At 60.7% G+C, this 22,593-nt stretch carries 19 protein-coding genes and 1 pseudogene; 8 read left to right on the top strand and 12 right to left on the bottom strand.

Translation table 11 applies throughout. From position 1 onward, the window contains the following. Positions 1 to 24: 24 nt before the first annotated feature. The 3 genes from aspS to PVZ78_RS04115 all read right to left on the bottom strand — a co-directional run bounded on the left by aspS (position 25) and on the right by PVZ78_RS04115 (position 2,854). Positions 25 to 1,800, bottom strand: coding sequence for an aspartate--tRNA ligase (gene aspS, locus PVZ78_RS04125; protein WP_009050470.1), 1,776 nt, complete (start codon positions 1,798 to 1,800; stop codon positions 25 to 27). A gap of 96 nt (positions 1,801 to 1,896) precedes the next feature. Beyond that, positions 1,897 to 2,118, bottom strand: coding sequence for an FmdB family zinc ribbon protein (locus PVZ78_RS04120; RefSeq protein ID WP_007931131.1), 222 nt, complete (start codon positions 2,116 to 2,118; stop codon positions 1,897 to 1,899). A gap of 262 nt (positions 2,119 to 2,380) precedes the next feature. Further along, positions 2,381 to 2,854 carry a Dps family protein gene (locus tag PVZ78_RS04115; protein ID WP_009045289.1) on the bottom strand — a complete coding sequence of 158 codons (474 nt, stop codon included), beginning with the start codon at positions 2,852 to 2,854 and terminating at the stop codon, positions 2,381 to 2,383. A 458-nt stretch (positions 2,855 to 3,312) separates the two neighbouring features. On the opposite strand from PVZ78_RS04115, the gene PVZ78_RS04110 reads away from it, so the two are divergent. Then, positions 3,313 to 3,918, top strand: a complete 606-nt coding sequence (locus tag PVZ78_RS04110; protein WP_009050471.1) for a cold-shock protein — start codon at positions 3,313 to 3,315, stop codon at positions 3,916 to 3,918. A 78-nt stretch (positions 3,919 to 3,996) separates the two neighbouring features. Here the strand turns inward: PVZ78_RS04110 and PVZ78_RS04105 are convergent, their stop codons facing one another. Further along, the gene (locus PVZ78_RS04105) at positions 3,997 to 4,203 is read right to left on the bottom strand and encodes a SlyX family protein (RefSeq protein WP_009050472.1); all 207 of its coding nucleotides are present in this window, start codon (positions 4,201 to 4,203) and stop codon (positions 3,997 to 3,999) included. Positions 4,204 to 4,206: 3 nt separating this feature from the next. Then, a complete protein-coding gene (locus PVZ78_RS04100; RefSeq protein WP_028683237.1) occupies positions 4,207 to 4,632 on the bottom strand; it encodes an HIT family protein in 426 nt (141 codons plus the stop codon). 923 nt (positions 4,633 to 5,555) lie between these two features. On the opposite strand from PVZ78_RS04100, the gene PVZ78_RS04095 reads away from it, so the two are divergent. Next, positions 5,556 to 6,902, top strand: coding sequence for an OprD family porin (locus tag PVZ78_RS04095; RefSeq protein ID WP_273828260.1), 1,347 nt, complete (start codon positions 5,556 to 5,558; stop codon positions 6,900 to 6,902). A 192-nt stretch (positions 6,903 to 7,094) separates the two neighbouring features. Here PVZ78_RS04095 and PVZ78_RS04090 read toward each other — a convergent pair whose 3' ends face one another. Both PVZ78_RS04090 and PVZ78_RS04085 read right to left on the bottom strand, forming a co-directional pair. Next, positions 7,095 to 7,934: a mechanosensitive ion channel family protein gene (locus PVZ78_RS04090; RefSeq protein ID WP_009050475.1), complete on the bottom strand. Its 840-nt coding sequence runs from the start codon at positions 7,932 to 7,934 to the stop codon at positions 7,095 to 7,097. A gap of 137 nt (positions 7,935 to 8,071) precedes the next feature. Further along, the gene (locus tag PVZ78_RS04085) at positions 8,072 to 8,557 is read right to left on the bottom strand and encodes a YajQ family cyclic di-GMP-binding protein (RefSeq protein WP_023966912.1); all 486 of its coding nucleotides are present in this window, start codon (positions 8,555 to 8,557) and stop codon (positions 8,072 to 8,074) included. Positions 8,558 to 8,702: 145 nt separating this feature from the next. Here PVZ78_RS04085 and PVZ78_RS04080 point away from each other — a divergent pair, with 145 nt between their 5' ends. Genes PVZ78_RS04080 through PVZ78_RS04070 form a run of 3 tightly spaced genes read left to right on the top strand, consistent with a single transcriptional unit; the run spans position 8,703 to position 12,283 of the window. Then, the gene (locus PVZ78_RS04080; protein ID WP_273828259.1) at positions 8,703 to 9,620 is read left to right on the top strand and encodes a putative 2-dehydropantoate 2-reductase; all 918 of its coding nucleotides are present in this window, start codon (positions 8,703 to 8,705) and stop codon (positions 9,618 to 9,620) included. Positions 9,621 to 9,665: 45 nt separating this feature from the next. Then, positions 9,666 to 11,702, top strand: coding sequence for a sensor histidine kinase (locus tag PVZ78_RS04075; RefSeq protein ID WP_016703384.1), 2,037 nt, complete (start codon positions 9,666 to 9,668; stop codon positions 11,700 to 11,702). A 2-nt stretch (positions 11,703 to 11,704) separates the two neighbouring features. Then, complete coding sequence (locus PVZ78_RS04070; RefSeq protein ID WP_016703383.1) at positions 11,705 to 12,283, top strand: cob(I)yrinic acid a,c-diamide adenosyltransferase; 579 nt, start codon at positions 11,705 to 11,707, stop codon at positions 12,281 to 12,283. 79 nt (positions 12,284 to 12,362) lie between these two features. Here the strand turns inward: PVZ78_RS04070 and PVZ78_RS04065 are convergent, their stop codons facing one another. The 4 genes from PVZ78_RS04065 to secA form a co-directional block, all read right to left on the bottom strand. Further along, on the bottom strand, positions 12,363 to 13,301 hold the full coding sequence (locus PVZ78_RS04065; protein WP_273828258.1) for a Nudix family hydrolase: 939 nt from the start codon (positions 13,299 to 13,301) through the stop codon (positions 12,363 to 12,365). Further along, the gene (locus PVZ78_RS04060) at positions 13,298 to 13,930 is read right to left on the bottom strand and encodes a glutathione S-transferase (protein ID WP_273828257.1); all 633 of its coding nucleotides are present in this window, start codon (positions 13,928 to 13,930) and stop codon (positions 13,298 to 13,300) included. The genes PVZ78_RS04065 and PVZ78_RS04060 overlap by 4 nt, the downstream gene beginning before the upstream one ends. A gap of 104 nt (positions 13,931 to 14,034) precedes the next feature. Next, entirely contained in the window at positions 14,035 to 15,252 is a 1,218-nt protein-coding gene (gene argJ, locus PVZ78_RS04055) for a bifunctional glutamate N-acetyltransferase/amino-acid acetyltransferase ArgJ (protein WP_016703382.1), read from the bottom strand. 123 nt (positions 15,253 to 15,375) lie between these two features. Then, on the bottom strand, positions 15,376 to 18,117 hold the full coding sequence (secA, locus tag PVZ78_RS04050) for a preprotein translocase subunit SecA (protein WP_009050482.1): 2,742 nt from the start codon (positions 18,115 to 18,117) through the stop codon (positions 15,376 to 15,378). Between the two features lie 306 nt (positions 18,118 to 18,423). On the opposite strand from secA, the gene PVZ78_RS04045 reads away from it, so the two are divergent. Then, the gene (locus PVZ78_RS04045; protein ID WP_009050483.1) at positions 18,424 to 18,879 is read left to right on the top strand and encodes a DUF721 domain-containing protein; all 456 of its coding nucleotides are present in this window, start codon (positions 18,424 to 18,426) and stop codon (positions 18,877 to 18,879) included. A gap of 15 nt (positions 18,880 to 18,894) precedes the next feature. Here PVZ78_RS04045 and PVZ78_RS04040 read toward each other — a convergent pair whose 3' ends face one another. Next, entirely contained in the window at positions 18,895 to 20,382 is a 1,488-nt protein-coding gene (locus PVZ78_RS04040) for a helicase HerA-like domain-containing protein (protein WP_009050484.1), read from the bottom strand. 180 nt (positions 20,383 to 20,562) lie between these two features. On the opposite strand from PVZ78_RS04040, the pseudogene PVZ78_RS31720 reads away from it, so the two are divergent. Continuing rightward, positions 20,563 to 21,594 (top strand): annotated as a pseudogene (locus PVZ78_RS31720) (HAMP domain-containing protein); the annotation flags it as partial. Positions 21,595 to 21,687: 93 nt separating this feature from the next. After that, positions 21,688 to 22,452, top strand: coding sequence for a methyl-accepting chemotaxis protein (locus PVZ78_RS31715; protein ID WP_371920946.1), 765 nt, complete (start codon positions 21,688 to 21,690; stop codon positions 22,450 to 22,452). Positions 22,453 to 22,593: the final 141 nt, after the last annotated feature.

Here is a 22,593-nt window from a genome sequence, read left to right as displayed (position 1 = left end):
CGCAGATGCGCCTTCAGGTCGGCCTTACTCAGCCTTTGGCTGTTCGCGCAGGCGGATGTGCAGCTCGCGCAGCGCCTTGGCGTCGACCAGGCCAGGAGCCTGGGTCATCACGCAAGCAGCGCTCTGGGTTTTCGGGAAGGCAATCACTTCACGGATCGACTGGGCGCCGGTCATCAGCATCACCAGACGGTCCAGACCGAACGCCAGGCCGCCGTGCGGCGGTGCGCCGTACTTCAGGGCGTCCAGCAGGAAGCCGAATTTCTCTTCCTGTTCCGCTTCATCGATGCCCAGCAGACGGAAGACCGCCTGTTGCATTTCCTTGCGGTGGATACGGATCGAACCGCCGCCCAGTTCGGTGCCGTTGAGCACCATGTCGTAGGCACGGGACAGTGCGGTCGCCGGGTTGGCTTCCAATTCTTCCGGCGAACACTTCGGCGCGGTGAACGGGTGGTGCAGCGCGGTGAAGCTGCCGTCGTCGTTCTCTTCGAACATCGGGAAGTCGACGACCCACAGCGGAGCCCATTCGCAGGTCAGCAGGTTCAGGTCGTGACCGAGCTTGATCCGCAGCGCGCCCAGGGCCTCGCTGACGATCTTGGCCTTGTCGGCGCCGAAGAACACGATGTCGCCGTCGACCGCACCCACGCGATCGAGGATCACGTTCAGGTTGGCTTCCGGGATGTTCTTGACGATTGGAGACTGCAGACCGTCAACGCCATTGGCGCGTTCGTTGACCTTGATGTAGGCCAGGCCCTTGGCACCGTAGATGCCGACGAACTTGGTGTAGTCGTCGATCTGCTTGCGCGGCATGCTCGCCCCGCCAGGAACGCGCAAGGCGGCGATACGGCATTTCGGATCGTTGGCCGGGCCGCTGAACACCTTGAATTCGACTTCCTTGAGCTGGTCGGCAACGTCCACCAGTTCCAGCGGGATACGCAGGTCCGGCTTGTCGGAACCGTAGCGACGCATGGCCTCTTCAAAGGTCATGTGCGGGAACTCGCCGAATTCCAGATCCAGCACTTCCTTGAACAGGTTGCGGATCATGCCTTCGGTCAGGCCCATGATGTCTTTTTCATCGAGGAAGCTGGTTTCGATGTCGATCTGGGTGAACTCAGGCTGACGGTCGGCACGCAGGTCTTCGTCGCGGAAGCATTTGGCGATCTGGTAGTAGCGGTCGAAGCCGGCGACCATCAGCAACTGCTTGAACAGCTGTGGCGACTGCGGCAGAGCGAAGAAGCTGCCGGCGTGGGTACGGCTCGGCACCAGATAGTCACGCGCGCCTTCAGGGGTGGCACGGGTCAGGATCGGGGTTTCGACGTCGAGGAAACCGTTCTCGTCCAGGTAGCGACGGATGCTGGTGGTCATGCGCGAGCGCAGACGCAGCTTCTCGGCCATTTCTGGACGGCGCAGGTCGATGAAGCGATAGCGCAGGCGGGTTTCTTCGCCCACGTCGGAGTATTCGTTGAGTGGGAACGGCGGGGTTTCCGCTTCGTTCAGCACTTCCAGCTGGTAGCCCAGGACTTCGATCATGCCCGAAGCCATGTTGGCGTTGCCGGCACCGGCCGGACGCAGGCGCACCTTGCCGGTGATCTTGACCACGTATTCGCTGCGCACACGGTCGGCGGCGGCAAAGGTTTCAGCGCGGTCCGGGTCGAACACCACCTGGGCCAGACCTTCACGATCACGGATATCGAGGAAGATCACCCCGCCATGGTCGCGACGACGGTGGACCCATCCGCAAAGGGTAACTTCCTGACCTTCCAGGCTTTCGTTCAGTTGGCCGCAATAATGGCTGCGCATCATGGTAGTGGTTTCACTTCTCGTAATTCGAAATTCGATGGGAGGCCTTGCGCACCTCGGGGTACCGGATAATGCAAGAGCTCGCGCGTGTCGTTCAACTTAATCAGCTTTGTCGCCACCGGCCAGGTTCTTCTTGGCGCCGGTCTTGAAGTCGGTCTCATACCAGCCCGAACCGCTGAGGCGGAAACCTGGCATGGACAGCATTTTTTTCAGCTCGGGCGCCTGGCAGGCAGGGCAATCGACCAACGCAGGCGCGCTGATCTTTTGAATGGCTTCCAGCTGATGACCACAGGAAGCACATTGGTAGTCGTACATGGGCATGAGAGCGTCTCGGCGTACTTAACGTCTGGCTTAACCCGTGCCGAGGCCCGGGTTATATAGCAAAGGGCGGGATTATATCCATTAAATCGGCCCTGTGCAGCCGTATGACGGCACCGATAGACCACCGCCCGCCGAAACGAAGCCAGCACTCCGCTGCCATACCCCAGCCATCGGGCCTGAGGGCGAACCGCCATGATCGGACGACAAGTCATGCCCCATAAAAGCAAATGGCGCCGATAACGGCGCCATTCGGTCTGCGGGATTATTGCTCGCTCAACAGCGAGCGCAGCATCCACGCGGTTTTCTCATGCACCTGCATCCGCTGGGTCAGCAGGTCCGCGGTGGGTTCGTCGCTGACCTTGTCGATGATCGGGAAAATGCCACGGGCGGTGCGAGTCACCGCTTCCTGCCCCGCCACCAGTTGCTTGATCATCTCATCGGCGCTTGGTACGCCCTCTTCTTCCTTGATCGAAGAAAGACGCGCGTAGATGGAATAGGCGCCTGGCGCCGGGAACCCCAGGGCGCGGATACGCTCGGCGATCAGGTCCACCGCCAGCGCCAGTTCGTTGTACTGCTCTTCGAACATCAGGTGCAGCGTACGGAACTGCGGGCCCGTGACGTTCCAGTGGAAATTATGGGTCTTCAGATACAGCACATAAGTATCTGAAAGCAGGCGAGAGAGCCCCTCCACGATGGATTTGCGATCTTCTGCGCTGATACCGATATCGATTGCCATGTCTATCTCCGTTAGCACATTGAATTCAACAGGTCAGGTACCGGACCACTCTAGCAAGACTACCCTGCACCCGCAGCCCGGGATTGCCCGAGACCGTGCGACAGATTGCCCCCCCGAGCGGGCGACCAGTACCTGCAAGAAAGCCCACGCCGGTTGTGACCCACCTGAGAAGCCACCGTTCCCGATTTTTTAGATGCTGGCCTCTAGAACAAGGCTTTGCCCGATAGTCCGGTATTCCCTCAGGACAATCAGGACTTTCGCCCTTCACCCGGCTACAGCACCTGATTTGAGAAGGCCTGGGCTTTGCTGTTAAATAGAGGCCGTGTCGCTGTTGCCTATTTCTCGGCCTCAGCGCATAGGCTGATCCCGCGCACGTGCTCACCGCCTCCCATTGTTCAGAAGCGAACCGTGCACGCTCAGCTCTTCCTTGTGATCCGTCTTAACGTGAGTTCATTAAAATGTTGAAAATCGTCCACCTGCTAACGGGCGCAGCAGCCTTGCTGCTGTCCTTTATCCCTAGCCTGCGATCCGAAGCCGTTCCCTTCCTGCAACAACCCGATGCTCTTTACCTGGCCTTTTTCGGCCTGCTCAACCTGACACTGGCTCCGGTTATCCCCTACTGGAACAAAGGCCCGCGTCACCAACTGCAAAACCTGGTCAGCGCGCTTCTGGTGCTGGCGGTGGTCTTGCAGACCTTGACCCTGCTGGCGCCGATGCCGGTTATCGCAGGTCAGCCGGCTGTGCTGTTCAGCCTGGTGACCGCGGCGATTGCCGTTCTTCTGCACCTGGCTGTCAGCTTCTACAAATCGTCTCCTTCGGCTAACACTTCGCAAACCTACGACATGAGCAATCGCGATACCGGCACCGTCAAGTGGTTCAACACTTCGAAGGGTTTCGGCTTCATCTCTCGCGACTCCGGCGATGACATCTTCGTGCATTTCCGCGCCATCCGTGGCGAAGGTCACCGCGTCCTGGTGGAAGGCCAGCGCGTGGAGTTCTCCGTCATGAATCGTGACAAGGGCCTGCAAGCTGAAGACGTGATTGCGGCACTGCCACGCCGCTGATTCACGCCCAATAAAAAACCGCGACGCAGCCAGGCTGCTCGCGGTTTTTTATTGCCTGGACGGCAGACCGTCCGGCGCTCAGTAATGTGGTGGCGGAGCCTCTTCTTCGAATGACTCGAACTGCCCCACCATTTCCTCCTGACGCTTGAGCAAAGCGGCCATCTGCAACTGCAGACGCTCGACCACCCGCTGCTGCCCTACCAGCACGTCGTTCAGGGCTTGAATGGTGTCATCCTGAAAAGCCAATCGGCTTTCCAGATCTGTTACCCGTTCTTCCAGGCTCATGACTCAGCCCTCCAGAAACTTGAAATCATCGGTCAGTACCAGTCGTAACCGCTCACGAATCACGGCCACCTGTTCGGCGTCGTAGGGCTTGGCAGGCAGCTTGCCCCATACCGGAGCAGGCCAGGCCGCGTCGTCGCGCTTGCGAACGATAACGTGCATGTGCAACTGGCTGACGACATTACCCAGAGTCGCCACATTCAACTTGTCCGCATCGAACGAGTCTTTAAGCAACTCCGCCAGCGCCGTGGTTTCTCGCCACAGTTGCTGCTGGTCCGCGTCATCCAGTTGAAACAACTCGCGGATATCTTCCCGGCGCGGTACCAGGATGAACCACGGGTAATTGGAATCGTTGGACAACAGCAGCCGGCAAAGGGGGAAATCCCCAATGGGCAATGTGTCTTGTTGAAGTCGTGGATCTAAAGCGAACACCGCGCGCACTCCCGCTCAGCTCATCAAGTTTCAGCTTAGCGAACGCCATGACCGGCTGCCCGCCAAGCGACAGAACGGCAGCATACCTGCGAAAGCTCTTGCGTTCATCGCTCTGCTGCGCAGATCCGCCTCAACACTCATCCTAGATGCCACACGTCAGAGCGCCCCGACCTGGAACATTTTCCGGCGGGCTGCACCATGACAGAACGAAGCTCATAAAAAACAAGGAGAAAACCGCGAAAGAGCCCCTTCCCTGCGCATTCTTCCAGTGCCCGACGCCACATGATGACTGAGCTGCATCAAGAAACTTTTGCACCAAAATCTCACAGTGCGTCTACGCTCAGTGCGTTGACCATCCGCCATCTACTCACTCACCAGGGTGAACCGGTAACGTTTTGGAATGGCATACGTTTTTTTCAGGGAGCAACACCAGGAGGACAGGGAACGTCAAGCCCAAACAAAACGACCTTAAAACCACTGTTTTATGCGGTTTTTACAGCCTGAAGGGCGATCACCGAAAAAAAATCGGTGCCTTCGCGTTTTGTGCACGCTTGTTGCATTCACACCCATATTGTCCCAGGGAGAAGCCATCGAAAAACGGCCTTTCCTGAGACTAATAACAATAGTGGCAAGGCTGCCCCATGGAGATTTGACTGCTTGACCAAAGTTCTTTTTGTTCCAGGTTCAAGCCTTCGAAAACAGCGCTGAAGTTGTCAGTCCGGATACATGCGGACTGCGGATTTGCGACATTGATCGAGCATTTTGCGACAGGGTCGTAAAGAAGCTGAAAGGACTGATACGCAAGTATCGCCAACATTGTCGGCGTGATATAAGTTTGCGCCGACACAAAAAGAAAGAGCCGCCCAGATAATAAAACAGGTGGGACGGCAGTACTCTTCTAAAAACCAAAGGAGCAAATCACGATGCGCGTGATGAAGTGGAGCATGATCGCACTGGCAGTAGCTGCAGCCGGTACACAAGTGGCTATGGCCGAACCTTTTGTTGGCAACCAGGCTGACGCTAAAGGTTTCGTTGAAGACAGCAAGCTCGACCTGCTGCTTCGCAACTACTACTACAACCGTAACAAGACTGGCTATAAGAACCGTGACGACAAAGACTGGACCCAAGGCTTCCATGGCGTCTTCAAGTCCGGCTATACCCAAGGCACTGTAGGGGTTGGCGTTGACGCTTTCGGTTACCTGGGTATCAAACTGGACGGTGAAGACCGTTATTCCGGTTCGGGCAACCTGAGCACCGACAGTGAAGGTCATAACCATGACAGCTTCGGTAAAGCCGGTGCGGCAGTGAAGTTCCGCGTCTCCAAGACCGAGCTGAAAATCGGCGACATGCAGCCTTCCACCAGCCCAGTGTTCGCCGTAGGCGGTTCTCGTCTGCTGCCTCAAACTGCGAGCGGTATCCAACTGCAGAGCAGCGAACTCGAAGGTCTCGATCTCGAGGCTGGTCATTTCTACTCGGCTTCCAGCCAGGACGAAATGAACCGCGACGGTGAGTTGCATGCTAATTACGCCAGTTCTGACGCACTTGCTGTCACCTCCAAGACCATGAACTACATTGGTGGCAAGTACGCGATCACCCCAGAGCTGAGTGCTTCGCTCTATGGCGGCAAACTGGAAGACGTCTGGAACCAGTACTACGCCAACCTGAACTACACCATTCCACTGGGCGGCGACCAGTCGATCAACCTGGACGGTAACATCTACCGCACCACCGATACCGGCAAAGCCAAAGCTGGTGATATCAGCAACACCACCTACTCGCTGGCAGCGGCCTACTCGTTCCTGAAGGCGCACACCCTTACCCTGGGCTTCCAGAAGGTCAACGGTGACACTCCATTCGACTATATCGGTGTGGGTGACAACAACCGCGGCGGCGACTCGATCTTCCTCGCCAACTCCATCCAGTACTCCGACTTCAACGGCCCAGGCGAGAAATCGGTACAGGCTCGTTATGACCTGAAGATGGCTGAATACGGCGTTCCAGGCCTGAGCTTCATGGCCCGCTACGTGAAAGGCTGGGACATCGACGGCACCAAAATGGACATTGACAGCCCATACCGCAACTACGGTTACGGTGAAGATGGCAAACACCACGAAACCAACCTGGAAGCCAAATACGTCATCCAGACTGGCCCAGCCAAAGACCTGTCGTTCCGTGCTCGCCAAGCTTGGCACACTGCCAACGCAGATCAAGGCGAAGGCGATATCGCCGAGTTCCGCCTGATCGTCGACTACCCACTGTCGATCTTGTAATAGCGGTTACTTAGCAAGTAATAAAAAAGGCCCATCATTCGATGGGCCTTTTTTGTTGGGGCTGGCGACTCGCTGAAGCTCCGGTTATCGACAGTTTATTGTTACAACCAGGTTTCAAACATCCTCCAGCAAGTAACGCGTTAAAAGTCTGACCACTCGATCAGACTCTTAACCCCTATCCCCCTTACTTACTCAAACAGCCGCTTCCTGAACCACACGAATCACTCGTTGTGGAAACGGAATATCAATACCAGCTTCCTTCAAGCGATCACGGGACAACTCGTTGAAGCGGAACATCACGTCCCAGTAATCCGCGGTTTTCACCCAGACACGCAGGGAAAGGGTGATGGCGCTGTCACCCAGCATGGAAACCACCGCCACTGGCTCCGGATCGGCCAGCACGCGCTCGTCCTTGGCCAGGTCCAGCAGGACCTCACGGGCCTTTTGCAGGTCAGCCTCGTAGTTCACGCCGACATCGAAGATCACTTTGCGGGTCAGCTGGCGGTTGTGGTTGGTGATGATGCCGTTGGACAGGTTGCCGTTAGGCACGATAACAGTCTTGTTGTCGCCGGTACGCAGCACCGTGTGGAAAATCTGGATGCTGTCGACCGTACCGCTGATGCCCTGGGCTTCGATCACGTCACCGATGCGAAATGGACGGAACAGCAGGATCAGCACGCCACCGGCGAAGTTGGCCAGGCTACCTTGCAAGGCCAGGCCGATGGCCAGGCCCGCCGCACCGATCGCGGCAACGAACGAAGTGGTTTCGACACCAATCATCGAGGCCACGCTGACAATCAGCAGCACCTTGAGAATGACGTTCGCCAGGCTGCTGATAAACCCCTGCAGGGCCTGGTCGGCATTACGCAGCGCCAGCAGCTTGCCGACTTTTTGCGTCAGACTGTTGATCAGCCACCAGCCGATGGCCAGCGTGATGACGGCCAGCAGTACCCGACTGCCATACTCCATGATCATCGGAATCCAGGCTTGGGAAGCCTTGACCAGGTTGTCCACTTCAGCATTCAAATCCATCTATCTCTCCTGATTCCCGACGGTCGGGCACACAAAAAACAAGGGCAGAACGAGTAGCTTTATAAAGGCTCAATCGTTTCTGCCCATTACTCGGGCCTCGGACGCCAATAAGCTTGCGAGGTTCCCGAAAAAACCGATCAGTCGCGGAAGTTGTTGAACTGCAGCGGCATGCCGAACTCTTTCGCGCGCAGGGCGGCGATGGCTTCCTGCAGGTCGTCGCGTTTCTTGCCGGTCACCCGTACCTGCTCGCCCTGGATGGCAGCCTGGACCTTCAGCTTGGCGTCCTTGATGTGGGCAACGATCTTTTTCGCCAGCTCTTTGTCGATACCTTCCTTGAGCACCGCCTCCTGCTTCATCACCTTGCCCGAAGCGTAAGCGTCCTTGACCTCAAGGCACTGCACATCGATCTTGCGCTTGACCAGGGCCAGCTTGAGGATCTCGATCATCGCTTCCAGCTGGAATTCAGCTTCAGCGGTCAGGTTGACGGTGAGTTCCTTTTCCTTGAACTCGAAGCTGCCCTTGCCCTTCAAGTCATAGCGGCGGTCCAGCTCCTTGACGGCGTTTTCCACGGCATTGGTGACTTCGTGTTTGTCCAGTTCGGATACCACGTCGAACGACGGCATGTAATTTCTCCAATAAAAAAGGGGCGCAGCTCGATAAAGATGGAGCACGCCCGGTTTGCGGTTAAAATCCGGGCTCATTATAACGGGTCTTTCCCCTCCTTCACTGCGAGCCGCGCATGCGCCTGCCAAACCGAGCACCACGCTGATGTCGACCACCTGGCACATTCTGGGCGCGGGCAGCCTCGGCACCCTCTGGGCGACACGCCTGGCCCGGGCCGGCTTGCCGGTACGCCTGATTCTGCGCGACCAGGCTCGCCTGCAGGCCTATCAGGCCGCGGGCGGACTGACGCTGGTGGAACAGGGACAGGCCAGTTTCCATGCCATTCCCGGCGAAACCGTCGATAGCCCTGAGCCCATTGCCCGCCTGCTGGTGGCCTGCAAGGCCTATGACGCGCAACAGGCCGTCAGCCAGCTGGCCACGCGCCTGACGCCCGATGCCGAACTGATCCTGCTGCAGAACGGCCTGGGCAGCCAGGACGCCGTGGCCGCCCAGGTACCGCAGGCCCGCTGCATTTATGCCTCGAGCACCGAAGGCGCCTTTCGCGATGGCGACTGGCGCGTGGTGTTCGCCGGTCATGGCTACACCTGGCTGGGGGACGCCAGCCACCCCACCGCGCCCTTCTGGCTCGACGACCTGAGCGCCAGCGGCATCCCCCATGAATGGAGCGCGGACATCCTGACCCGCCTCTGGCGCAAGCTGGCGCTCAACTGCGCGATCAATCCCCTGACGGTCCTGCATGACTGCCGCAACGGTGGCCTGCTGCAGCATCATTGCGAAGTGGCGATGCTGTGCGTCGAGCTGAGCGAACTGCTGGAACGCTGCGGCCAGCCCGCCGCGGCCGAGAACCTGCAGCAGGAAGTGGAGCGGGTGATCCAGGCGACCGCCGTCAACTACTCCTCCATGTACCAGGACGTCGCCAGCCGGCGCAGGACCGAAATCAGCTACTTATTGGGGCATGCCTGCGACGTTGCCGCCAGGCACCAACTGCACCTGCCCAACCTCAGCCGCCTGCGCCGGCTATTGGTGGAACACCTGCGACAGCGCGGATTGCCCAGCGACTGAGCAGCGGCTACGCTGCCCACGTGTTCCTCTCTAGCGACGTCCCCGATGCCATTGCGCCAGCGCCTTGAAAACCTACCGGTCGGCCAAAAACTGCTGGCCGCCTTGCTCGTCCTGCTGATTACCGTACTGCTGGTCGCCAACCTGACCTTTATCAGCGCCGCCTACTGGATCTCCCAGGAAAGCATGGCGCCGCAAGCCTTGCAGACCATCGGAAGGCTGGTATCCAACCCGACCCTGGCTGCGCAGGCGCTGGATTCGCCACAAAACGCCGAGAAGCTGCTCAACGAACTCAACAGCTACTCCCCCCTGCGCGCCGCAGCGATCTATGACGGCAAAGGCATGCGCCTGGCCCAACTGCAACATGGCGAACGCCTGAGCCTGCCGGAGCGCTATCGGCATATCGAAGCCTGGCAACTGACCGAATTTCGCAGCAACCAGATCATCACCCTGCCCCGCGCCGGCCAGCCCCCCGGCCATCTGTTGCTGGTGGCCAGCAGTGAACTGCCGATGGCCTTCTACACCGGCACCCTGACCGCGAGCCTGGGTATCCTGATCTTCAGTGTGCTGCTGTGGTTGATCATTGCCCGGCAGATCAAGCGGCTGATCACCCAACCCATCCACCAGCTGGAAGAACTGTCCCGACAAGTGACACGCGAGGAAAACTATTCCCTGCGCGCCGCCCGCGGCAACCGCGATGAGATCGGAAGCCTGGCCGAGGCCTTCAACACCATGCTGTCGCGCATCGAGGCGCGAGAGCAGCAACTCAAGCGCGCCCGCGACGACTCCCAGGCGGCCTATGACCAGGCCCAGGGCCTGGCCGAAGAAACCCGCCACACCAACCGCAAGCTGGAACTGGAAGTCCAGGTGCGCAGCAAGATCGAAAAGAAACTCACCGGCTTCCAGAACTACCTCAACAGCATCATCGACTCGATGCCCTCGGCCCTGATCGCCCTGGACGAGCAGCTCTATGTCACCCAATGGAACCAGGAAGCCAGCGCCCTCTCAGGCACGCGCCTGGACGAAGCGCTGAACCAGCCGATCTTCCTCGCCTTCGAACCACTCAAGCCGTTCCTGCCGCAACTCAAGGAAACCGTGGAGCAGCATACGGTCACCAAGGTCGAGCGGGTCACCTGGGTCAAGGACGACGAGGCCCGGCATTACGCCCTTACCTTCTACCCGCTGATGGGCGGTGCCGGGCGCGGCGTGGTGATCCGGATCGACGACATCACCCAGCGCCTGTCCCTGGAAGAAATGATGGTGCAGTCGGAAAAAATGCTCTCCGTGGGAGGGTTGGCCGCCGGCATGGCCCATGAAATCAACAACCCGCTGGGAGCGATCCTGCACAACGTGCAGAACATTCGTCGGCGCCTGTCACCCGAGCTGCCGAAGAACCTGGAGCATGCCGAGCAGTTGGGCATCGAACTGGAAACCGTCAACCATTACCTGCAGAGCCGCGAAGTGCCGCAACTGCTCGACGGCATCCAGCAGGCCGGCGCCCGGGCGGCGAAGATCGTGACCCATATGCTCAGCTTCAGCCGGCGCAGCAACCGGCAGATGGCGCCTTGTGACCTGCCGGCACTGATCGACCAGGCCGTGGAAATTGCCGGCAACGACTTCGACCTGGCCATAGGCTTCGACTTCAAGGGCCAGGCCATCATCCGCCAGTTCGACCCGCAACTGGGGCCGGTGCCCGGTACCGCCAACGAACTGGAACAGGTCCTGCTCAACCTGCTGAAAAACGCCGCCCAGGCCATTCACCAGCGGGTAGACGACAGCGAACCCGGGCGCATTATCCTGCGTACTCGGCTGAACCCGCCCTGGGCGGAAATCCAGGTCGAGGACAACGGCATCGGCATGAGCGAAAACGTGCGCAAACGGACCTTCGAGCCGTTCTTCACCACCAAGGAAATCGGCCAGGGCACCGGCCTTGGGCTGTCGGTTTCGTACTTCATCATCACCAACAATCACAAAGGCCAGATGGAAGTGCAGTCGACGCAGGGCCAGGGCACATGCTTCACCTTGCGTTTGCCACTGGCGGGCAGTCAGCCGCCACCACTGGAACATCCCCCACTGGAGAGGTAAGCATGGGCTTTCGCTTGTCGAAGATTTACACCCGCACCGGCGACAAAGGCGAAACCGGGCTGGGTGACGGGCGCCGGGTTCCCAAGGACCATCCGCGGGTCGAAGCCATCGGCGAAGTCGATACGCTGAACAGCCAGCTCGGGCTGCTCCTGGCCGGGCTGATTGAACAGCGCACCGAGCATCCGGGTTTGCAGGAATTGATCGATGTCCTGGCGCCCTGCCAGCACCGCCTCTTCGACCTGGGTGGTGAGTTAGCCATGCCGGTGTATCAGGCACTGAATGCCACGGAAGTCGAACGCCTGGAAGCAGCTATCGATACCTGGAACGAAGAGTTGGGGCCGCTGGAGAATTTCATTTTGCCGGGCGGTTCGGCCTTGATCGCCCAGGCTCATGTTTGCCGCAGCCTGGCGCGCAGTGCCGAGCGACGTTGCCAGCACTTGAATGCAGTGGAACCGCTGGAGGGGGTCGGCCTGGCCTACATCAATCGCCTGTCCGACTTGCTGTTCGTGGCGGCGCGCCTGATTGCCAAGCGCCAGGGGATCGCCGAGATTCTCTGGCAGGCGGCGGCGAAACCCGAATAGCAGGCGCCTTTACCCTCTCTGATCGCCAGCAAGCCCGCTCCTGCAGCTTATACGGGAGCGAACCGGCCGGTGACTGGCCTCAGGGCCAGAACGCGCGAATCCCCGCCACCCCTTGCGCCCCGGCCTGCCAGGCCTGCTCGCGCTGGTCCGGACCGACGCCGCCCAGCAGGTACACCGGCTTGTTGAAACCGCTGATCAGTCGGGCGGCCTGCTCCCAACCCAGCGGCTGCGCATCAGGGTGGGTCTGGGTCGGCTGGACCGGCGACAGCGTCACGAAGTCCACATCCATCTGCTGCGCCAAGGACAGCTCTTCAGCGTCATGGCAGGACGCCGCCAGCCAGCGCTCCTTGCCAAAGGGACGCCCGGCGCTGGCGTATTTGCGCAGCTGCGCCGAGGTGATATGCCAGCCCGCCGAGGGGAAATCCCCCAACCATTCGAACGGCCCCTTGAGCATCAATTGCGCCTTGCCCGCGCACAGGCCGACTGCATCCACCGCCAGGTCGCGGTATTGCGGGTCGTAACCGTTGGGGGCACGTAATTGGATCAACTTGCTGCCACCGGCAATGGCTTTCTGCATGCCCCGCAACAGCGCCGACGTTTCCAACCCTTCCGGGGTGATCAGGTATTCGCTCGGCAAGCGCGCTGCCGCCACGATCGGCTGGTTGGCCGCCGGGAACTCGTAGTTCTCCAGCTCGCGGGCCGTGACCCAGGCCAAAGGCTGGCCCTCGGCGCCATGGGGCTCGCCGGTAAAGGCGGAAACTTCCCAGACATCCAGCAACACCTGCTTGTCCGGGTAGTCATGCTGCACCTTGATCAATGGCCGCGCCCGGGACACCAGAATGCCCAGCTCTTCCTGCAGCTCACGGGTCAGCGCCGCTTCCACCGCCTCGTCCGCTTCGACCTTGCCGCCGGGAAACTCCCAGAGGCCGCCCTGATGCTGGGTATCGGCACGTCGGGCAATCAGGATCCTGCCGTCGGCATCACGGATCACGGCCGCCGCCACATGTACTCGTTTCACCGCACTACTTCCTCTAAACCGGCTTTCTGCCACGCCTTGAAGGCTGGCCATTGATAGATCGTTTCAACATAGGCTGCATCGACAGCCGGCAGCGCCACCCGATAGGTGCGCAGGCGCACGGCGATCGGCGCAAAAAAGACGTCCGCCAGGCTGACCCGGCCAAACAGGAAAGGTCCTGGCTCGGTCGCGGCCGCGCGACACTCGGCCCACAAGGCCAGCATCCGCTCGATATCGGCCTGGGCTTCGGGTGGCATGGGCGACAGCGCGGCATCTCGGCTCAGGTCGAACGGCAGGTTGCCGCGCAGGCCGAAGAAACCGCTGTGCATCTGCGCACAGGCGGAGCGGGCCTGGGCCCGGGCAGCCACATCGCGCGGCCAGAGCTCGGCTTCGGGGAAACGCTCGACCAGGTATTCGGCGATCGCCAGGGAATCGGCGATGGTGCCGTGTTCGGTCTTCAGCAACGGGACTTTGCCGGTCGGCGAATGCTTGAGAATCCGCTCGCGGGTATCGGGCTGGTTCAGCTTGATCAGTTCTTCGGTGTAAGTCGCGCCGGCCAGCTCAAGCGCCAGGGCGGCGCGCAGCGACCAGGAGGAATAGAGCTTGTCGCCGATGATCAGGTGAAGATTCATGTCGGGCACCTTTCAGAGGAGATGGAGGCCATGGGCCTCCATCGCTAGCAGGCTCGCTCCTACACGTGATGCGTCGCGTCCATGTAGAAGCGAGTAGCGGTGTATCAGGTACGGTATTCCGCGTTGATTTTCACGTACTCGTGGGACAGGTCGGTGGTCCAGATGGTTTCGCTGCAATCACCGCGTCCCAGCTCGATGCGGATGGTGATTTCTTCCTGCTGCATTACTGCCGCGCCCTGGGCTTCGGTGTAGCTGGCGGCACGCGCGCCACGGCTGGCGATACAGACTTCGCCGAGGAAAACGTCGATCTTGCTCACATCCAGGTCCGGCACGCCGGCACGACCGACAGCGGCCAGGATACGCCCCCAGTTCGGGTCGGACGCGAACAGCGCGGTCTTGATCAACGGCGAGTGGGCCACGGTGTAGCCGACATCCAGGCACTCCTGGTGATTGCCGCCGCCGTTGACTTCGACCGTGACGAACTTGGTCGCCCCTTCGCCGTCACGCACGATGGCCTGGGCCACGTCCATGCACACTTCGAATACCGCCTGCTTCAGCGCGGCGAACAACGGGCCGCTGGCCTCGGTGATTTCCGGCAGGGCTGCCTGGCCGGTGGCGATCAGCATGCAGCAGTCGTTGGTGGAAGTATCACCGTCGATGGTGATGCGGTTGAACGACTTGTTGGCGCCGTCCAGCAGCAGGTTCTGCAGCACTTCACGGGACACTTTGGCATCGGTGGCGATGTAGCCGAGCATGGTCGCCATGTTCGGACGAATCATGCCCGCGCCCTTGCTGATACCAGTGACAGTGATGGTCACGCCGTCGTGCTGGAACTGGCGGCTGGCCCCCTTGGGCAGAGTGTCGGTGGTCATGATGCCAGTGGCCGCGGCGGCCCAGTTGTCCACGGACAGGTCGTCCAGCGCGGCCTGCAGCGCGCCTTCGATCTTCTCGACCGGCAGTGGCTCGCCGATGACCCCGGTGGAATACGGCAGTACGGCGCTGGCATCGACGCCCGTCAGCTCGGCCAGCTTGGCGCAGGTGCGGGTCGCGGCGGCCAGGCCTGGCTCGCCGGTACCGGCGTTGGCGTTGCCGGTGTTGGTCAGCAGGTAACGCACAGGGCCTTGCACACGCTGCTTGGCCAGGATCACCGGGGCGGCGCAAAACGCGTTCAAGGTGAACACACCAGCCACCGTGGAACCTTCGGCACAGCGCATGACCACAACATCCTTGCGCCCCGGGCGCTTGATGCCCGCCGAAGCGATACCGAGTTCAAAACCGGCAACCGGGTGCAACGTTGGCAAAGGACCAAGACCAACAGCCATGAATGCGCTCCTCTTTAACCTGATGTGTGCACTGCCATCGCGAAAGGCAGGGCGGCGAATGGAAAAACGCCGCGACGGCTGATGCCGGTCGCGGCGCGGGTATTTCAGTGTCTGGCGAAAATCTTAGTTGATCTGGCCGTGACAGTGTTTGTACTTCTTGCCCGAACCGCAGTAGCACAGTTCATTGCGGCCCAGTTTCTGCTCGTTGCGTACCGGAGCGGAGGCCAGGGCCACGTCGACATCGACGCCCTCTTCCAGCGCTTCCGGCTGCTCAAGGCCCGGAGCTTCGGCGTGCTCGAACTGCATGCGCTGAGCCAGTGCCTCGGCTTCCTGGCGCAGGCGCGCCTCTTCCTCGATCGGATCCTCGCGACGAACCTGAACGTGCGACAGCACGCGGATCGAGTCGCGCTTGATGGAATCCAGCAGTTCGGAGAACAGGGTGAAGGACTCGCGCTTGTATTCCTGTTTCGGGTTCTTCTGCGCATAACCACGCAGGTGAATACCGTGACGCAGGTGATCCATGGTCGACAGGTGGTCTTTCCACAGGTCGTCCAGGACGCGCAGGACGATTTGCTTCTCGAAGGTGCGCAGTGCTTCGGCACCGGCCTGGTCTTCTTTCTCGTTGTACGCCGCCACCAGCTCGTTCAGCAGTTTCTCGCGCAGGGTTTCTTCGTACAGGTGATCGTCTTCGTCGAGCCATTGCTGGATCGGCAGGGTGACACCAAAGTCGCTCTGCAACGCTGCTTCCAGACCGGCCACGTCCCACTGCTCAGGCAGCGATTGTGGAGGGATGTGCGCGCTGACGGTGGCGTTGAGCACGTCCTGGCGGAAGTCGGAGATGGTCTCGCCGATGTTGTCCGCGGCCAGCAACGTGTTACGCATGTGATAGATCACTTTACGCTGTTCGTTGTTGACGTCGTCGAACTCGAGCAGTTGCTTGCGAATGTCGAAGTTACGGCCTTCTACCTTGCGCTGGGCCTTTTCGATCGCGTTGGTCACCATGCGGTGCTCGATCGCTTCGCCGGACTGCATGCCCAGGGCCTTCATGAAGTTCTTCACCCGGTCGGAGGCGAAGATGCGCATCAGGCTGTCTTCCAGGGACAGGTAGAAACGGCTGGAACCGGCGTCGCCCTGACGACCGGCGCGACCACGCAGCTGGTTGTCGATTCGGCGCGATTCGTGACGCTCGGACGCGATCACCTGCAGGCCGCCGGATTCCAGCACCTGCTGGTGACGCTTCTGCCAGTCGGCCTTGATCTGAGCAATCTGCTCAGGAGTCGGGTTTTCCAGGGAGGCGACTTCGACTTCCCAGTTACCGCCCAACAGGATGTCGGTACCGCGACCGGCCATGTTGGTGGCGATGGTCAGGGCACCCGGACGGCCGGCCTGGGCAATGATTTCCGCTTCTTTTTCGTGGAACTTGGCGTTCAGGACCTTGTGCTCGATGCCTTCCTTCTGGAGCAGGTTGGACATGTGCTCGGAAGTTTCGATGGTCGCGGTGCCCACCAGAACCGGACGGCCCTGGGTCATGCATTCCTTGATGTCGTTGATGATCGCGGCATATTTCTCGTCCGCGGTCAGGAACACCAGATCGTTGTAGTCTTTGCGCGCCAGCGGCTTGTTCGGCGGGATGACCATCACCTGCAGACCGTAGATCTGATGGAACTCGAAGGCTTCGGTGTCCGCGGTACCGGTCATGCCGGACAGCTTGGTGTACAGACGGAAGTAGTTCTGGAAGGTGGTCGACGCCAGGGTCTGGCTCTCGGCCTGGATGTTGAGGTTTTCCTTGGCTTCGATGGCCTGGTGCAGGCCTTCGGACAGACGGCGACCCGGCATGGTACGACCGGTGTGCTCGTCCACCAGGACCACCTGGCCATCCTGGACGATGTACTCGACGTTGCGGTTGAACAGCTTGTGCGCGCGCAGTCCGGCATACACGTGGGTCAGCAGGCCCAGGTTGTGCGCCGAGTACAGGCTCTCGCCTTCCGCCAGCAGGCCGACCTGGGTCAGCATCTCTTCGATGAACTGGTGACCGGCTTCGTTGAGTTCGACCTGACGGGTCTTCTCGTCGACGGTGAAGTGACCGGCCTTGGTCACCTCGCCTTCCACTTCCTCGATGTGCTGCTCAAGGCGCGGGATCAGCTTGTTGATCTCGGTGTAGAGCTTGGAGCTGTCTTCGGCCTGGCCGGAGATGATCAGCGGGGTACGGGCCTCGTCGATCAGGATCGAGTCGACTTCGTCGATCACGGCAAAATTGAGCTCGCGCTGGAACTTGTCTTCCATGCTGAAAGCCATGTTGTCGCGCAGGTAGTCGAAACCGAATTCGTTGTTGGTGCCGTAGGTGATGTCGGCGGCGTAGGCAGCGCGCTTCTCTTCCGGCGGCTGGAACGGCGTGACCACGCCGACCGTCAGGCCGAGGAATTCATAGAGCGGGCGCATCCAGTTGGCGTCGCGGCGGGCCAGATAGTCGTTCACCGTAACCACGTGCACGCCCTTGCCGGACAGCGCGTTGAGGTAAACGCCCAGTGTTGCCACCAGGGTCTTGCCTTCACCGGTACGCATTTCGGCGATCTTGCCTTCATGCAAGGTCATGCCGCCGATCAACTGTACGTCGAAGTGGCGCATACCCATGACCCGCTTGCCGGCTTCGCGGGCGACCGCAAAGGCTTCGGGAAGCAGTTTGTCGAGGGATTCACCTTTGGCTATGCGGGCCTTGAACTCTGCAGTCTTGGCGCGCAACTGATCGTCCGAAAGGGCCACCATTTGCTCTTCGAAGGCATTGACGATCTGTACCGTCTTGAGCATGCGTTTGACTTCACGCTCGTTCTTGCTTCCAAAAAGTTTCTTTAACAAAGGCGCAAACATATCGGCAGGATCTTCCACACATAGGGATGGAGGGCGGCCCCGTGAGTCGCCCGTGCAGCCCTCATGGCCGCATGCGAACGAGTATTCTACCCGGAAACGATGGTGAGGAAAGTGGCGTTATTCCACGATGCTGGTACAGCGCTGTGACGGGGCCCACTTACAATAAGGCCTTTTACGCCAGTTTCAACCCGGACGAGTACGAAGTTAACCATTGATTTAATGGATAAAGCCTCGTCGCAGCGATGAACGAGGTCAGGCCGGCGCTTTCTGCTACCATGGCGGCTCTGTAACTTCAGGTGTCTGATCATGGCATTTCGCCCTCTTACGGCCAGAGCACCCGCCGTACTCCTTCGCGAAGCCAAGCCTCTCAAAGCCATACTCGGCCACGCCCAGCGCCTGGCGCACTTGCAGCGCCTGCTGGAAAGCCAGCTGCAACCGGCCGCGCGCGAGCACTGCCATGTTGCGTCCTGGCGCGAAGGCAGCCTGCTGCTGATCGTCACCGACGGCCATTGGGCGACGCGCCTGCGTTATCAGCAAAAACGCCTGCAACGTCAGCTTTTGGAGTTCAATGAGTTCAACAATCTGACGCGAATCCTGTTCAAAGTGCAGCCTCCCACCGTGCAACGCGGTGCGACCGGACACACCATGGACCTGTCGAGCAACGCCGCCGAGACCATTCAGGCCACTGCCGACGGCATCACCGATCCCAACCTGCGCGCCGCCCTGGAGCGCCTGGCCAGCCACGCCAAATCACGGACGTAACTGGCCAACCGCCGATCAGCGGCGCTTGCTGCCACCCAGCAGAGACCCCATCAGCCCACGCACCAGCTGCCGCCCCAATTGATTGGCGGCCTGGCGCATGGCGGACTTCAGGGCCTGACCGGCGGCGGTACCGAGGAACTCGCCAGCCCGATCGGTAAAGCTCGGCTCCTCGGCGGCCGGTTTGCCTGGCGCAACCTCGGCCTCCGGTGCCAGGCCCTTGCGTCCCATCAGCACTTCATAGGCCGACTCGCGGTCGACCGGCTTGTCATAACGACCGACCAACGGCGAACTGTTGATCAGCGCCGCACGCTCGGCCTCGGTCAACGGCCCGATGCGCGACTGCGGCGGTGCCACCAGCACTCGCTGGACCATCTCCGGCGTACCTTTTTCCTGCAGGGTACCGACCAGCGCCTCGCCAATCCCCAGCTCGGTGAGCACCGACAGGGCATCGAACGCCGGGTTCGGCCGGAAGCCGTCCGCCACGGCGCGCAAGGATTTCTGTTCCTTGGCGGTGAATGCCCGCAAGCCGTGCTGGACGCGCAGCCCCAGTTGCGCCAGCACGTCGTCCGGTAAGTCGCCTGGCGACTGGGTGACGAAGTACACGCCCACGCCTTTGGAGCGAATCAGCCGTACCACCTGCTCCAGCCGCTCCTGCAACGCCTTGGGCGTGCCGGCGAACAACAGGTGGGCTTCGTCGAAAAACAGCGCCAGCAGCGGCTTTTCCGCATCGCCGCGCTCCGGCAGTTGCTCGAACAGCTCGGCCAGCAGCCACAACAGGAAGGTCGCATAGACCTTGGGCGCCTCGTGCACCAGGCGGCTGGCGTCGAGCAGGTGAATCCGCCCGCGCCCATCACTGGCCGGTTGCAGGATGTCTTCCAGTTGCAGGGCCGGCTCGCCGAACAGGGCTTCGGCGCCCTGCTGCTCCAGGGTGGCCAGGCGCCGCAACAAGGCCTGGCTGGAGCCGGTGGTCATCAGCGCCGCGTCATCCCCCAGCAGCTGCGGGTTGTCCTTGAGGTGGTTGAGCAACGCCTTGAGGTCTTTCAGGTCGAGCAGCAACAAGCCTTCGCGGTCAGCCACCTTGAATGCCGCATACAACGCCGATTGCTGACTGTCGGTCAGTTCCAGCAGGCTGCCCAGCAGCAGCGGGCCCATTTCGCTCAGGGTGGTCCGCAGCGGGTGCCCGGACTGCCCGTGAATGTCCCACAACGTGACCGGATAAGCCTGGGGCTTGTGGTTCAGCCACGGCATCCCGGCAATACGTTCGGCAACCTTGCCCTGGGGATTGCCCGCGGCGCCCAGGCCACACAGGTCACCCTTGATGTCCGCGGCGAACACCGCGACACCGGCATCGCTGAAGGTTTCTGCCAGCCGTTGCAAGGTGACGGTTTTCCCTGTCCCGGTAGCGCCTGCCACCAGCCCGTGACGATTTGCCAGGCGCATGGCCTGGGCAATCGGTTGCCCCGCGAGATCGGCACCGATAACGAGTTGCGATGAATCCGGCATTTTGTCACCCATGGTTAATCTTTAGCCTTGACCGGCCGATAGATCAGAAAAGACTGAAAAATAGGCCAGATAATTCCCCAAGGAGAGGTGGAAATATCAACTTACTTTCAACCCCGCCCATTTTGCGCGCTTTTATAAGAGCACGCTCGTGACATTAAGACCTAGCGGACACCACAAGCCATGAACAAAAACCTGCGCTTCAGCCATAAAATCCTGCTTGCCGCCGCCCTCATCGTTATTGCCGCCTTCGCCTCCTTTACGCTGTACAACGATTATTTACAGCGCAACGCGATCCGCGAAGACCTGGACAATTACCTGCATGAAATGGGCGATGTGACCGCGAGCAACATCCAGACCTGGCTCACCGGGCGCATCCTGTTGATCGAAAACCTGGCGCAGAACCTGGCAATCGACCCGCAATCGACCAAGGTCGCCAGCCTGCTCGAACAGAAGGCCTTGACCTCGACCTTCATGGCCTCCTACCTGGGCGATGCCAGCGGCAGCTTCACCATCCGCCCGGATGCGAAGATGCCCGACGGTTTCGATCCCCGGGTTCGCCCCTGGTACAAGGGCGCCGAAAGCAGCAGCGGCTCGACCCTCACCGAACCCTATATAGATGCCGCCACCGGCCAGCTGATCATTTCCGTCGCCACCGCCTCGCGTCATGCCGGGCAGAGCATCGGCGTGGTGGGTGGCGACCTGAGCCTGCAGACCCTGGTCGAAACCCTCAATGCCCTGGATTTCGACGGCATGGGCTATGCCTTCCTGGTCAGCGCCGACGGCAAGATCCTGGTGCACCCGGACAAGGCGCTGGTGATGAAGAGCCTGAGCGAGGCCTATCCGCAGAACACCCCACGCATCAGTGGCGACTTCAGCGAAATCGAAGTCGAGGGCAAGACCCGCATCGTCACCTTCACCCCGATCAAGGGCCTGCCGTCGGTGAATTGGTACATCGGCCTGTCCGTGGACAAGGACAAGGCGTTCTCGATGCTCAGCGAGTTCCGCGCCTCCGCCATCATTGCCACTATCATCGCCGTGGCCATCATCATCGCCCTGCTGGGCATGCTGATCCGGGTGCTGATGCAGCCCCTGCACGTCATGACCCGCGCCATGCAGGACATCGCCGACGGCGAAGGCGACCTGACCCGTCGCCTGACCATCCAGAACCAGGATGAATTCGGCATCCTCGGCACCGCGTTCAACCGCTTCGTGGAGCGCATCCACGGTTCGATCCGCGAAGTGTCGTCGGCCACCGAGCACGTCAACGAAGTCGCCCTGCGGGTGGTCAGCGCCTCCAATTCGTCGATGCTCAACTCCGACGAGCAGGCCAGCCGCACCAACAGCGTGGCCGCGGCGATCAATCAGCTCGGCGCCGCCGCCCAGGAAATCGCCCGCAACGCCGCCCAGGCTTCGCAGCAGGCCAGCGATGCGCGCAGCCTGGCCGAGGACGGCCAGCAGGTGGTGGACCGCAGCATCCTGGCGATGAACCAGCTGTCGGACATGATCAGCGCCTCCAGCAGCAACATCGAAACCCTCAACAGCAAGACGGTGAACATCGGGCAGATCCTCGAAGTCATCACCAGCATCTCCCAGCAGACCAACTTGCTGGCCCTCAACGCCGCCATCGAAGCGGCGCGGGCGGGCGAGGCCGGACGCGGTTTCGCCGTGGTCGCCGATGAAGTGCGCAACCTGGCCCATCGCACCCAGGAATCGGCGCAACAGGTGCAGACCATGATCGAGGAGCTGCAGGTTGGTGCCCGCGAGTCGGTCAGCACCATGAGCAACAGCCAGCGCCACAGCCAGGACAGCGTGGAGATCGCCAACCAGGCCGGCGAACGCCTGAACAGCGTGACCCAGCGCATTGGCGAGATCGACGGCATGAACCAGTCGGTCGCCACCGCGACCGAGGAACAGACCTCGGTGGTGGAGTCGATCAACATGGACATCACCGAAATCAACACCCTGAACCAGGAAGGGGTGGAAAACCTGCAGTCGACCCTGCGTGCCTGTTCCGACCTCGAGCAGCAGGCCGCCCGCCTGAAGCAACTGGTCGGCAGCTTCCGTATCTGACCCTTCCGCCAGCCGATGCCTGGGCAAAACCCAGGCATCGGCTGGCAACAATCGCCCCTGGATCCACAGCAAGCCGTTCATCCAGACGCGTCGCCAACCGCCACGGCATCCCGACCGAACATCTATCCTTGATAAGGGTCA

Source organism: Pseudomonas sp. SBT1-2 (assembly GCF_028640875.1).
GTDB lineage: Bacteria > Pseudomonadota > Gammaproteobacteria > Pseudomonadales > Pseudomonadaceae > Aquipseudomonas > Aquipseudomonas chlororaphis_I.
Note: the sequence above shows the minus strand (reverse complement) of the source record. Positions and strands in the feature narration are given on the sequence as shown.

What these genes read in the sequence shown, in the direction of transcription:
- aspS (WP_009050470.1), bottom strand. Translation starts at nt 1,800, where the DNA reads ATGATGCGCAGCCATTATTGCGGCCAACTGAACGAAAGCCTGGAAGGT.
- PVZ78_RS04120 (WP_007931131.1), bottom strand. Translation starts at nt 2,118, where the DNA reads ATGCCCATGTACGACTACCAATGTGCTTCCTGTGGTCATCAGCTGGAA.
- PVZ78_RS04115 (WP_009045289.1), bottom strand. Translation starts at nt 2,854, where the DNA reads ATGGCAATCGATATCGGTATCAGCGCAGAAGATCGCAAATCCATCGTG.
- PVZ78_RS04110 (WP_009050471.1), top strand. Translation starts at nt 3,313, where the DNA reads ATGTTGAAAATCGTCCACCTGCTAACGGGCGCAGCAGCCTTGCTGCTG.
- PVZ78_RS04105 (WP_009050472.1), bottom strand. Translation starts at nt 4,203, where the DNA reads ATGAGCCTGGAAGAACGGGTAACAGATCTGGAAAGCCGATTGGCTTTT.
- PVZ78_RS04095 (WP_273828260.1), top strand. Translation starts at nt 5,556, where the DNA reads ATGCGCGTGATGAAGTGGAGCATGATCGCACTGGCAGTAGCTGCAGCC.
- PVZ78_RS04090 (WP_009050475.1), bottom strand. Translation starts at nt 7,934, where the DNA reads ATGGATTTGAATGCTGAAGTGGACAACCTGGTCAAGGCTTCCCAAGCC.
- PVZ78_RS04085 (WP_023966912.1), bottom strand. Translation starts at nt 8,557, where the DNA reads ATGCCGTCGTTCGACGTGGTATCCGAACTGGACAAACACGAAGTCACC.
- PVZ78_RS04080 (WP_273828259.1), top strand. Translation starts at nt 8,703, where the DNA reads ATGTCGACCACCTGGCACATTCTGGGCGCGGGCAGCCTCGGCACCCTC.
- PVZ78_RS04075 (WP_016703384.1), top strand. Translation starts at nt 9,666, where the DNA reads ATGCCATTGCGCCAGCGCCTTGAAAACCTACCGGTCGGCCAAAAACTG.
- PVZ78_RS04070 (WP_016703383.1), top strand. Translation starts at nt 11,705, where the DNA reads ATGGGCTTTCGCTTGTCGAAGATTTACACCCGCACCGGCGACAAAGGC.
- PVZ78_RS04060 (WP_273828257.1), bottom strand. Translation starts at nt 13,930, where the DNA reads ATGAATCTTCACCTGATCATCGGCGACAAGCTCTATTCCTCCTGGTCG.
- argJ (WP_016703382.1), bottom strand. Translation starts at nt 15,252, where the DNA reads ATGGCTGTTGGTCTTGGTCCTTTGCCAACGTTGCACCCGGTTGCCGGT.
- secA (WP_009050482.1), bottom strand. Translation starts at nt 18,117, where the DNA reads ATGTTTGCGCCTTTGTTAAAGAAACTTTTTGGAAGCAAGAACGAGCGT.
- PVZ78_RS04045 (WP_009050483.1), top strand. Translation starts at nt 18,424, where the DNA reads ATGGCATTTCGCCCTCTTACGGCCAGAGCACCCGCCGTACTCCTTCGC.
- PVZ78_RS04040 (WP_009050484.1), bottom strand. Translation starts at nt 20,382, where the DNA reads ATGCCGGATTCATCGCAACTCGTTATCGGTGCCGATCTCGCGGGGCAA.
- PVZ78_RS31715 (WP_371920946.1), top strand. Translation starts at nt 21,688, where the DNA reads ATGCTCAACTCCGACGAGCAGGCCAGCCGCACCAACAGCGTGGCCGCG.